We start from the raw sequence: 11,843 nt of genomic DNA on the forward strand, positions 1-11,843 counted from the left end.
CCATGGAGAGTAACTGCACCTTGCCGTCCTTTACCGTATAGAGAAAGACCACTCCGGAGCCCAGTCGATCGCGCAGGGAATCTCCTATCTCTCGCAGTTCGGCCGCATCCCGGGCCGGGACCTCGGTGCAAAGCACCTTTACCCCCTCCACCTCCGCGGTCTGGGCGAGTTTCTCCTCCAGCTGACGGCGGAGGCTTCCGCTCTTGAGGCGTTTTATTTCCTCCTCCAGTTCGCGGATCCGGGTGAGGAGACGGGTGACCTGTTTTTCCAGGTCCGGAGGGGTACATTTCAGGGCCCGGGCCAGACGGAGGTGCTGGTCCTCCAGGTCGAAGACCCAGCGCAGGGCCGGCTCCCCGGCCACCGCCTCCACCCGGCGCACCCCGGCGGCCACGCTGCCCTCGGAAAGGATCTTGAAGAACCCGATCTCGCCGGTGTGCCGAACGTGCGTCCCTCCGCAGAGTTCCAGAGAGAAATCCCCTATCCGGACCACGCGCACCCTTTCGCCGTATTTTTCGCCGAAAAGGGCCATGGCCCCCAGGGAAAGGGCCTCCCGCAGAGGCATGACCCGCACCTCCACCGCAAGATCCTCGCGGATCTTGCGATTTACCAGCTCCTCCACCGCCCGGATCTCCTCCCGGCTCAGGGGTTCAAAATGGGTGAAATCGAAACGCAACCGATCCGGAGCCACCAGGGAACCGTACTGGCGCACGTGTTCCCCCAGGACCCTCCGCAGGGCGGCGTGCAGGAGATGCGTGGCGGTGTGATGTCGGGCCACGGAAAGCCGGCGGTCGGAGGTTACCTCAAGCTTCACCCTCTGGCCCTTGGCCAGGCGGCCTGAACGCACCCTTATTCGGTGAAGGATAAGGTGGCCGAAACGTCGAGCCTCGAGCACCTCGGCGGACCCCCCCGGGGCCAGAACCAATCCGGTATCCGCTACCTGGCCGCCGCCCTCGGGATAAAAAGGCGTCTCGGAAAAGACGGCCAGGGCCTCCTCCCCGGCGGAAACCTCGGAGACCTCGGTTTCCCCCTTTACCAGCGCCAGCACCTCGGCCTCGGCGGAAAAACTCTCGTAACCCGTAAAGGGCGTCTCTGGCAACCCTTCCAGGAGTTGTTTCAGGGCCTCCGGGGCCCGGGCCAGCTCGCCCTTCCAGGCCCGACGGCTCCGTTCCCGGGCCTCGGCCATGGCCCGCTCGAACCCCTCCAGATCCAGCTCAAACCCCCGGGAGAGAGCCACATCCCGCACGATATCCTGCGGAAAGCCGTAAGTATCGTAAAGCTTGAAGATGACCTCTCCCGGAATCCGGCGTTCGCCGGCTGCCGAAAGACGTTGGAGTTCCTCCTCCAGGATTTCGAGTCCCCGGGAAAGGGTTTCCAGAAAACGACTTTCCTCGATCTCCAGGATCTTTTCCGCGGCCCGTTCGGCCCGCCTGAGCTCGGGATAAAAATCTCCGAACTCCGCCACCACCCGGGAGACCAGACGATAAAGGAAAGGTTCGTTAAGCCCCAGGAGGCGGCCGAAGCGTTCCGCCCGTCTTATGATGCGCCGCAACACATAGCCCCGGCCTTCGTTGGAAGGCACCACACCGTCGGCGATGAGAAAGACCGCGGCCCGGAGGTGATCGGCGATCACCCGAAAGGCCGTGGTTATTTCTCCTCCTTCGTGATATTTGCGGCCGGAAAGCTCGGCGATACCGGCCATGATCCCGGCAAAAAGGTCGGTGTCGTAGTTACTGGGCACCCCCTGTATCACCGCGGTGATACGCTCAAGTCCCATTCCGGTATCGATGGAGGGTTTCGGGAGAGGTTTCAGCGCCCCGGATTCGTCCCTTTCGTACTGCATGAAGACCAGGTTCCAGACCTCCAGGAAACGGTCACAGTCACAGCCGGGACCGCAGTCCGGCCGGCCGCAACCGAACTCCGGCCCCTGATCAAAGATGATCTCTGAACAGGGACCACAGGGGCCGGTGTCTCCCATGGCCCAGAAATTGTCTTTTTCTCCCAGGCGCACGATGCGCTCTGCCGGGAGCGCGGCGATCTTTTGCCAGAGACCCGCGGCCTCGTCATCCTCCCGGAAGACGGTGACGTAAAGACGCTCCTTCGGAAGCCCGAGTTCGCGGGTCAGAAACTCCCAGGCATAGGCGATGGCCTCGGCCTTAAAGTAGTCGCCGAAGGAAAAATTCCCCAGCATCTCAAAGAAGGTGTGATGTCGGGCGGTATAGCCCACGTTTTCCAGGTCGTTGTGTTTGCCTCCGGCCCGCATACACTTCTGACAGGAGGCCGCCCGCCGATAGGGACGTTCCTCCTCACCCAGGAAGACCCGTTTGAATTGCACCATACCCGCGTTGGTGAAAAGCAGGGTGGGGTCATCCGCCGGGACCAGGGAACTCGAGGGCACGATCTCGTGCCCGTTGCGGGCAAAAAAGTCCAGGAATCGACGCCGAATCTCCCGCCCTTTCATAGGTTCCATCTCCCCGAAGACTTCCGGAATCACAAACTACCCTCTTCCTTGGCCTTCGCCAAGCCCCGGAGTCGATTTACAGGGATGGAGATATAAATTAGATTAAACCCGGCAGGCACGAAAAATCTCGGCGGACATCCCCGGGAAGATCGTCTTTAGGGCCGGGGGAGAGGGTGAAAAAAGAGACAACCCATCGTCTTTCCGAACTGGCAAAGAGGGTCCAGGGAGAACTCCGGGGGCCGGATCTTGAGGTGCGAGGGGTCTCCTCGCTGGAGCTGGCCCGGGAGGAGGAACTCAGTTTCGTGGAGTCCCGGGCTCATCTTAAGGCCGCAAGGACAACCCGGGCCAAGGCCCTTCTTGCCCCTCCGGAACTGGAAGGGGAGCTTTCCGGCGAAAAGAGCCTGATCCTCTGCAAGAACGTACGGGCGGCGCTGGCCCGGATCGCTCAACTTTTCTGGCAGCCCGCGCACCCGGCCCCGGGGATAAGCCCCCTTGCGGTGATCGAGGAAGGGGCGGAAATCGGAGAGGGGGTCTCCATCGGTCCCTGGGTCTATGTGGGCCGCGGAGCGAGAATCGGAAGGCAAAGCGTGCTTTATCCCGGTGTCTTCGTGGGGGCCGGGGCGGAGATAGGCGAAAGGTGTGTGCTCTACCCCTATGTGGTGCTCTATCCCGGGGTGAAGCTTTCCGAAGGAGTGGTGCTTCACGCCGGGGCGGTGATCGGGGCCGACGGCTTCGGCTACGCCCAGGAATTCGGTCCGCAGGGGCTACGGCACCTCAAGATCCCCCATTTTGGCACCGTGGAGATCGGGCCGGAGGTGGAGATCGGGGCTAACTCCTGCGTGGATCGGGGCACCTTCGGGGCCACCCGCATCGGGGCCGGCACCAAGATGGATAACCTCACCCAGGTGGGCCACAACGTGGAGATCGGGGAGGGGGCGATCATCGTGGCCCAGTGCGGGATCGGGGGGCACGCCCGATTGGGACGTTTTGTAATGATGGGCGGGCAGGTAGGGGTGGCCCCGGGAGCGGAGATAGGAGAGGGAGCCCGGGTGGCGGCCAAGTCCGGTATCTCCGGGCGCATCGCTCCGGGCGAAGAGGTGGCCGGAATCCCAGCCATCCCGGCTCGAGTGTGGCGTAAGGCCGCGGTGGCTTTCGCCCGCCTGCCGGATATGGTAAAGGATTGGCTTAAGTGGAAAAAATCCCCGGGAGGGAAAGGTGAAAATCCTTAACCTGGAAGCCAGACGGATCCTGACCCTTCTTCCTCATCGGTATCCCTTTTTACTGGTGGATCGGGTGGAAGAAATCGACCCGGAACGAGCTTACATCCGGGCGGTGAAGAACGTCAGCCACAACGAACCCTTTTTCCTGGGCCATTTCCCGGGAAACCCCATCATGCCGGGGGTCCTCATCATCGAGGCCATGGCCCAGACCGGGGGTATTTACATCAAGGTGGTCATGGAGGACTGTCGGGACAAGCTCTTTGTCTTTGCCGGTATCGACCGGGCCCGTTTCCGGCGTCCGGTCCTGCCCGGAGACACCCTGGTGATCGAGGCCGAAGGGTTCAAACGCCGGGGGCATGTCATCAAGAGCACCGCCCGGGCCACGGTGAACGGAAAACTCGCAGCTGAAGCCGAAATTACCGCAGCCATGGTGGAGGAGGAAAATGCCTAAGATCCATCCCACAGCCCTGGTGGACCCCTCGGCGGAGATCGAGGAGGAGGTAGAGATCGGGCCCTACGCGGTCATCGGTCCCCGGGTCTTTATCGGTCGAGGAACCCGCATCGGGTCCCACGTGGTTATCGAGAGAAACACCCGGATCGGGGAAAGGAACGTGATTCACCACCATGCCATCATCGGCACCGATCCCCAGCATCTGGCCTATAAAGGCGAGGAATCCTGGGTGGAAATCGGCAACGAAAACATCATTCGGGAATTCGTCACCATTCACCGGGGCACGGCTCTGGACGAAGGGGTCACCCGGGTGGGACATCGCTGCCTGCTCATGGCCTATGTCCACATCGCCCACGACTGTTCTCTGGGCAACGAGGTCATCATGGCCAACGGGGCCACCCTGGGAGGGCACGTAAGGGTGGGGCACAGGGTGGTCTTCGGGGGGCTTTCCGCCGCCCACCAGTTCTGCCGCATAGGTTCCTATGCCTTTGTAAGTGCCATGAGCGGGGTGGACAAGGATGTCCCTCCCTTTGTCAAGGTCTTCGGCATCCCGGCCAAGATTCAGGGGCTCAACCTGGTGGGATTGCGCCGGGCGGGCTTCAGCAAGGACACCATTCGGCGTCTATCCCAGGCCCTGGGGATCTTTCTGGACGGTCCGGGTCGGATCTCCGAGGTGCTGGAGGAACTGCGGGATGCCTTTCCCGGAGATCCCCAGGTGGAGGAGTTCATCCGGTTTCTGGAGAATCCCTCCCGGCAGGGGATCATGCGCCGCAAACCCTTTGAAGGGGAAGAAGCCTTTTAGGAGATCATGTCCCCGAAGACACCTCTGGGTCTGGTAGCCGGGGAAGGAAAGGCTCCGGTGTATTTTGTGGGCCGGATGGTCTCCAGGGAGCCGGTGCTGGCGGTTACCTTTTCCGATCGACAGGCGGAAAGGCTGGCCGCAGCCGGGGCCCGGGTGGTCCGTCTGCGGCTGGGACAATTCGGAAAACTTCTGGCCACCTTCCGCCAGGCCGGGGTGGAAGAGATAACCTTTCTGGGCAAGATAGAGAAACCGCGGGCCCTGCGGGAGGCCTTTCCGGATCTTCGGGCCCTTCTTCTCTGGCGCAAGCTTTCCCACCGCAACGACGACGCCATCCTGCGGGCCGTATGTGCGGAGTTCGAAAAGGAGGGGTTTCGGGTAATCTCTCCGGCGGAAAAACTGCCCGAACTCCTTACCCCGGAGGGGGTACTCACCCGGCGCCGACCCACCCGGGAGGAATGGGAGGATATCCGTTTCGGCCTTGCAATAGCCCGAAAGGTGGGTGAACTGGATATCGGTCAGTGCGTGGTGGTGAAGGACCGGATGGTGGTGGCGGTGGAGGCCATGGAGGGAACGGACGAGACCATTCGCCGGGCCGGGCGTTTACGCCCGGGAGGGGTGGTGGTAAAGATCTTAAAACCCACGCAGGATCCGCGCCTGGATCTTCCCGCGGCCGGGGCGGAAACGGTGCGGGTCATGCGCGAGGCCGGGGCCCGGGTGCTGGCCCTGGAGGCCGGAAAGAGCCTTTTCTTCGAGCGGGAGGAAGCCATAAAACTGGCCGAGGAGGCCGGAATAAGCATCCTGGGGGTAGCGTGAGAAGACTGCGGGTGGCGGTGATCGGGATCGGGCATCTGGGACGGTTCCATGTGGAAAAATTCGCCCGTATGCCCGAAGCCCAGCTGGTAGGGGTGGCGGATATCGTAGAGGAACGAGCCCGCCAGGCCGGGGAAAAATACGGCATCTTCTGGACCACGGACTTTCGGGAGCTCTTGCCCCGGGCCGAAGCCCTCTCGGTGGTTACCCCCACGGTAACCCATTACCGCATCGCCCGGGAGGGGCTGGCCGCCGGGAAACATCTCTTCGTGGAAAAACCCCTTACCGAACATCCGGAAACCGCGGCCGAACTGGTAGAACTGGCCGAAAAGACCGGGGTGATCCTCCAGGTGGGGCACATTGAACGGTTTCAGCCCTCGGTAAAGGCCCTGCTCCAGAGGGTTAAACATCCCCTTTTCGTGGAGGCCCATCGCCTCTCTCCCTTCTCCCCCCGGGCCCTGGACGTGGATGTGATCCTGGATCTCATGATCCACGACCTGGACCTCCTCCTGGCCCTGAACCCGGGCCAGAGGGTAAAGGCCCTGCTCGCCGCCGGGGCCCCGGTGCTCTCTCCCAGACTGGATATTGCCAGTGTGCGTCTGGTCTTCGAAAACGGCCTTTCCGCCAACCTGACCGCCAGCCGGATCTCCCTCTCCCCACAACGACGTTTCCGGGTCTTCGAAAGGGGCGGATACTTTTCCGCCGACACCCTGAAACGCCGCTTTTTCTGGGTGCGTATGGACGAAAAAGGACATCTCCACCCGGAGGAACAGAGTTTTCCCCAGGCGGACCCCCTTTACGAGGAGCTGCACTCCTTCGTACGGGCCGTGCTCAACGGGTCTCCGCCCCCGGTTTCCGGACGCGAGGGTTTAAAGGCCCTAGAGCTTGCCCATCGGATAAAGCTTGAGATCGAGGAACATCTCCGCCAGCATCGAGGAGCCCTGCTTGAGGATCGGTGAACACAAGATTCTCATCGTGGCCGGAGAGGAATCCGGAGATCTTTACGGGGCGGAACTCCTGCGCCGGGTAAGGGAGATCCAACCCCGCCTCACCTTTTACGGAATCGGCGGACGACGCATGCGAGCCGCGGGGCTGGAATGTCTTTATCCGGCCGAGCCCCTCTCGGTAGTGGGGCTTCCGGGTCTGGAAGAACTGCGGCGGCTCCGGGAGGCCTGGAATAGGCTGCAGGATTTCCTGCAGGAATTTCGCCCGCGTCTGGCTGTGCTCATAGATTTCCCCGGCTTCAATCTCCGTCTCTCCAATCTGTGCCGACGGCTGGGTATTCCGGTGTTCTATTACATCGCTCCCCAGGTATGGGCCTGGCACCGGCGTCGTCTGCGCACCCTCCGTCGCAACGTGGATCTTCTGGTGGTGGTCCTCCCTTTTGAGGAGGCCTTCTTCCGGGAGGCCGGTATCCAGACGGTCTTTCTGGGCCATCCCCTGGTGGATCTGGTGCGTCCCGCCCTCTCCCGGGAGACCTTCTGTGAAATCGTGGGGCTTTCCCCCTATCATCCCCTTCTGGCCCTGTGTCCGGGCAGCCGCCGGCAGGAAGTGGAGAGACTCCTTCCGGTCTTCCTGGCGGCCTACGAGATCCTGAAAAGGGATCATCCCCGGCTCCAGGGGGTGGTGGTAAAGGCCCCGGGTCTCGAGGACAGCCCCCTGTGGGAGATGGTTCCCCGGGAGCTCAAGACCCTCTCGGGCTACCAGTACGAGGCCCTAAGATACGCAGAGGCCGCCCTTGTAGCCTCGGGAACGATAACCCTGGAGGCGGCCCTTCTCGAAACCCCCATGGTGGCCGCCTATCGCCTCTCCCGCCCGGCCTATCTTCTGGCCCGGCTTCTGGTAAAGGTTCCCTATATCACCCTGCCCAATCTCATTCTGGGAGAAAGGGTGGTGCCGGAACTCATTCAGGATCAGGTCCAGCCGGAAAACCTGGCCCAGGCCCTGCGGCCCTATCTTTTCGAAACCCGCATCCGGGAGGAAACCCGTCGTCAACTGGCCCGGGTGAAACAGCTCCTGGGAGGTCCGGGGGCCTCCTGGCGGGTGGCGGAACAGCTGGTGCAGTTCTACCACTCTATTTCACCACCAGAACCTCCACCGACTTAGGCTTGCGCAGGACATTGATCACCACGTCCTTTTCGTGGCGCAGGCATTCCAGGTCCACGGTGTGTTCCCCCACCCGCAGACCCTTGAGATGGACCCGGGAAAGGAAGGCCGGAAGCCGGGGACGCAGGAAGGCCACCCCCTTTCCGGTGAACTTGAGTCCCAGGGAGGCTGCAAGGAGCATGAACACCGCTCCGGAAGCCCAGGCCTGGGGGCTGCAGGCCACCGGATAGTGGACCGGGCCCTCTCCGTAATGACGGGTAAAACCGCAAAAAAGTTCGGGCAGGCGGGCGTGGGGGAAATAATGGCTGGCCTCGAAAAGGGCCTGGAACAGACGCTCCAGGTGCCCCTTGAAACCGTAATGGGCCAGCCCCTGGGCTATGAGGGCGTTGTCGTGAGGCCAGACCGAACCGTTATGGTAAGAAACCGGGTTATAGAAGATCTCCCTCTTGGAGAGGGTGCGGATGCCCCATCCGGAAAAGAGATCGGTCCGGAAAAGTTCTTCGGTCAGGCGCACGGCTTCGGGTTCCTTGAGGACCTCGGCGAAGAGGAGATGGCCGGGATTGGAGGTGCGCACCAGGCAGGGTTTTTTGCGTCCATCCAGGGCCAGGGCCGGAAAATCCGCCCCGGAGGGCCAGAACAGACGGTGAATCTTCTCCTGCACCGCTTCGGCCCGGGAGAGGAAGGTCAGCACCAGATCGTGCTTGCCCAGGGCCCGGGCCAGACGGGCCATCTCCAGATAGGCCCGGTAAAGATATCCCTGCACCTCCACCAGCGCGATGGGCGGCTGGGGAAAACTTCCATCCCGATGGAAGACGCTGTCGTGGGAGTCTTTCCAGCCCTTATTGATCAACCCCTCCCGGGAGGGTTGATATTCCAGCAGTCCGTCCCCATCCGGGTCCCCATGGGTCTCCATCCAGTGAAGGGCCAGCTCCAGGTGAGGCCAGAGTCGCTTCAGGAATTCCGTATCCTGGGTCCTTTCGTAATAGGCCCCGGCCAGGATCACAAAGAGCGGGGTGGCATCCACGGTTCCGTAATACCGGGCAAAGGGAATCTCTCCGGTGGCGGCCATCTCCCCGAAACGCATCTCGTGAAGGATCTTCCCCGGCTCGGCATCCCTTGCGGGGTCTTCCTCCGTGGCCTGGGTCCGGGCCAGGACTTCCAGCACCCCCCGGGCGATCTCCGGATTGAACCAGAGGGTCTGGAGGGCCACAATGAGGCCGTCCCTCCCGAAGATGGTGTTAAACCAGGGTATCCCGGCATAGGGATAGAGACCGTAAGGGGTGCGGGTGAGCATCATGAAAAGATCGTTTTCTGAACGCTCAAACCAGCGATTGAAGTGTTCATTGGAACTTTCCACCCGGACGCTGGACCGCAAAAGCTCCTTGCGTTCCTCCCGTCGCAGGAAAAGGGCCGAACCGAAGCTTCGCTCCGGTCTATCTTCCCCCTGAAGGCAGCGTACCACCACCGCCAGATTTACCTTTTCCTTGGGGGGCAGGGACAGGAAAAACCGGGCCTCCTCCGGGCTCAGGGCCGAGGGTGGAGTGGAGAAAAGGATCTCCGTGGTTCGCAATTTTCCATCCAGCCCCTGGTAGGAAATACGCACCCGATCCTCCTCCACCACCGGGGGAAGGATATGGCCTCTGCGATGGCGTCTGACGCCCCGGACCTCGAAGATATCCACAAAGTCGGCTCGAAAACGGATCACCACCGGGATCCGGAGTTCGGAAAAGGCATAGTTGGTAAAGACCAGTTCCTCGTAATAATCCCCCTGATAGAGGAGTTTGAGTCGCCGGAGATGCAGGGACCCCCGGGGAAGGAAGGTCTCGCCCACGAAGAGATCCGGATTGGTAAGATGCACCTGAATGAGGATGCCGTCCGGGGAAAGGGAGGAGCCCAGGAAGAAGGGCTTGGTTTCGCAGCAGAAGAGCTCCCAGCGCGAGAGATGGCGGGTTCCGCGGTGGTAAAGGCCCTGTTCGCCCAGTCCCTCGGGGACAATATCCCCTTCGGCCCCGAAGAGGGCGAAGGTATCCCCGTGTTTGAAGGTAAGGGTACGGGGTGAAAGCCCCGGGCTGGTGGCCAGGATGTAGAACTTCAGGCCGCCTTCTTCCACAGGGGTACCTCCTCGGCCAGCAGGCTCCGGTAAAGCTCCAGATACTCCCGGGCCATCCGTTCGGCGGTGAAGCGTTCCTCAAACACCCGGCGACACTCGGACCGGGGCAATCGGGCCACCGCCTCCACCGCAGCCTCGGCCTCCTCCATGCTCTCCACAATGAAGCCGTTCCTTCCGGGTTCGATGATCTCCGGCACCGAACCACAGCGCCAGGCGATGACCGGGGTTCCGCAGGCGTTGGCCTCGATCATCACCAGTCCGAAGGGCTCCGGCCAGTCGATGAGCATAAGCAGAGCCAGGGCCCCGGAAAGAAACGCCTGTTTCTCCCGGTCGGAGATCTCGCCGATGAATTCCACCCAGGGGCTCTTCAACCGGGGCCGGATCACCGTTTCGAAATATTCCCGATCCGCACGATCCACCTTGGCGGCCATAAGAAGCTTTATCCCCACCCGCTCGGCCAGCTCGATGGCCCGATCCGGCCGTTTCTCCGGGGAGATCCGCCCCAGAAAGGCCAGATACTTTCCGGGCTCGTAGGAAGGACGGTAAAGGTCCCGCGGGAGCCCGTGATAGACATTTCCCACCCAGTTAAGGAAGGGAAGTGGCCTTCTCTGTGCGTAAGAAATGGAGACGAAAGGGGCCTCCCGGAACTCCTTGTAAAAAGGATACATCTCCGGAAGATCCAGGCGCCCGTGCAGCGTGGTCAGATGGGGAACCCGCATCCTTCGCATCAGGGGCAGGTGCAGATAATCGATATGGAAGTGGATGACCTCGAATTCGTTTATCCGCTGAAGCACCCGCTCCACCATCAGGACATGGGGGGCCAGGGGGTCCTTCACCCCGCACAATCGCAGGGCCTGCGGGGCACAGGGAACCAGCCGGGCCGAGGTCTGCGAATCCGCGCTAGCAAAAAGGGTCACCTCGTGTCCCTGACGCACCAGTTCCTCGGTAAGCCAAAAGACCACCCTCTCGGTCCCCCCGTAAAGCTTGGGAGGTACGGCCTCATAAAGTGGTGCCACCTGAGCGATACGCATGGCCCTCACCCCCTTTTCCAGCTGGTTTGAACTCTCCCCCTCCGGCTCAGCTTAGAGAATAAGTACGGTTCCATCCAAAAAATAAGCAGAAATCGTAGCTTAGGAAGGGGATCCGGGCAGAAGCCCGGAAAGCCAGGTAAGGGTCTGGCGGGAAAAACGCACCAGCAGGGACAGGGCCAGCAGGGGTACCGGTCCGGAAAAAGGGGGGATCTTGACCAGATCCTTTTCGGTGGTGATGAGGGCCTCGGCTCCCAGGCGATGGGCCCTCTCCGCCAGTTTCTGGATTTCCCCGGCCCGGTAACGATGGTGATCCGGGAAAACGGCCAGATGGAGGAGCTGAAAGCCTCTTTCAAGAAGGGTCTTACGGAAATTTTCGGGATCTCCCAGACCGCAGAAGGCCACCACCCGTCGGGGGCGGGGACCGAGATAAGGCTGAAACCCGGAGGGACCCAGATGGACCAGGGGGCCGGGCTCAAAGGGGACCAGATGCACGGGGAGTCCATAGTCCCGGAAACGCCGGGCCAGGGCCCTGGCCCTTTCCGGGGCAAGATTGGCCCGGGTGATGAACACGGCCTGGGCCCGTTTCAGGGCCTCCACCGGCTCCCGGAGTTCCCCGGCCGGAAAGAGTCTTTCCCGAAAGGGGTCTTTCAGGGCCGAGACCACCAGAAAATAAAAATCGGCCCGAACACGCAGATGCTGAAAGGCATCGTCAAAGAGCAAAAGATCCGGCGAGAAGCGGCGCCGGGCCATCTCGGCGGCACGGACTCGATCGCGCCCCACCACCACCGGAACCCCGCGAAGCCTTAACCCGTAAAGGTAGGCCTCCTCTCCGCAGGTGTCGGGCGAAACCAGGGG

10 protein-coding genes are annotated in these 11,843 nt (G+C 61.9%); 6 read left to right on the forward strand and 4 right to left on the reverse strand.

Annotated elements, in window-relative coordinates; genetic code table 11:
- Positions 1 to 2,491: alanine--tRNA ligase (alaS, locus tag F8J34_RS07640; RefSeq protein WP_297057926.1), on the reverse strand; the 2,491-nt coding region annotated here is incomplete at its 3' end.
- A gap of 140 nt (positions 2,492 to 2,631) precedes the next feature.
- On the opposite strand from alaS, the gene lpxD reads away from it, so the two are divergent.
- From lpxD to lpxB, 6 genes are read left to right on the forward strand one after another with little or no spacing between them, the layout of a single operon-like run.
- A complete protein-coding gene (gene lpxD, locus F8J34_RS07645; RefSeq protein WP_297057928.1) occupies positions 2,632 to 3,687 on the forward strand; it encodes a UDP-3-O-(3-hydroxymyristoyl)glucosamine N-acyltransferase in 1,056 nt (351 codons plus the stop codon).
- Entirely contained in the window at positions 3,674 to 4,129 is a 456-nt protein-coding gene (gene fabZ / locus F8J34_RS07650; RefSeq protein ID WP_297057931.1) for a 3-hydroxyacyl-ACP dehydratase FabZ, read from the forward strand. The genes lpxD and fabZ overlap by 14 nt, the downstream gene beginning before the upstream one ends.
- Positions 4,122 to 4,931: an acyl-ACP--UDP-N-acetylglucosamine O-acyltransferase gene (gene lpxA, locus F8J34_RS07655; protein WP_297057933.1), complete on the forward strand. Its 810-nt coding sequence runs from the start codon at positions 4,122 to 4,124 to the stop codon at positions 4,929 to 4,931. Before fabZ ends, lpxA begins: the two co-directional genes overlap by 8 nt.
- Positions 4,932 to 4,937: 6 nt before the next feature.
- Positions 4,938 to 5,744, forward strand: coding sequence for a UDP-2,3-diacylglucosamine diphosphatase LpxI (gene lpxI / locus F8J34_RS07660; protein ID WP_297057936.1), 807 nt, complete (start codon positions 4,938 to 4,940; stop codon positions 5,742 to 5,744).
- A complete protein-coding gene (locus tag F8J34_RS07665) occupies positions 5,741 to 6,700 on the forward strand; it encodes a Gfo/Idh/MocA family oxidoreductase (RefSeq protein ID WP_297057938.1) in 960 nt (319 codons plus the stop codon). The genes lpxI and F8J34_RS07665 overlap by 4 nt, the downstream gene beginning before the upstream one ends.
- Positions 6,687 to 7,847 (forward strand): lipid-A-disaccharide synthase, encoded by a 1,161-nt coding sequence (lpxB, locus tag F8J34_RS07670; RefSeq protein WP_297057940.1) that lies wholly within the window; start codon positions 6,687 to 6,689, stop codon positions 7,845 to 7,847. The genes F8J34_RS07665 and lpxB overlap by 14 nt, the downstream gene beginning before the upstream one ends.
- On the opposite strand, the gene F8J34_RS07675 is transcribed toward lpxB, so the two are convergent.
- From F8J34_RS07675 to lpxK, 3 genes are all read right to left on the reverse strand, one after another.
- Positions 7,816 to 9,957, reverse strand: coding sequence for an amylo-alpha-1,6-glucosidase (locus F8J34_RS07675; RefSeq protein ID WP_297057943.1), 2,142 nt, complete (start codon positions 9,955 to 9,957; stop codon positions 7,816 to 7,818). The two genes, lpxB and F8J34_RS07675, sit on opposite strands and share 32 nt — an antisense overlap.
- On the reverse strand, positions 9,939 to 10,988 hold the full coding sequence (locus F8J34_RS07680; protein ID WP_297057944.1) for a glycosyltransferase family 4 protein: 1,050 nt from the start codon (positions 10,986 to 10,988) through the stop codon (positions 9,939 to 9,941). Before F8J34_RS07680 ends, F8J34_RS07675 begins: the two co-directional genes overlap by 19 nt.
- A 99-nt stretch (positions 10,989 to 11,087) precedes the next feature.
- Positions 11,088 to 11,843, reverse strand: a 756-nt coding sequence (gene lpxK / locus F8J34_RS07685) for a tetraacyldisaccharide 4'-kinase (RefSeq protein ID WP_297057946.1), incomplete at its 5' end; no start/stop codon positions are given.

The organism is Thermosulfurimonas sp. (assembly GCF_015491435.1).
Lineage (GTDB): Bacteria > Desulfobacterota > Thermodesulfobacteria > Thermodesulfobacteriales > Thermodesulfobacteriaceae > Thermosulfurimonas_A.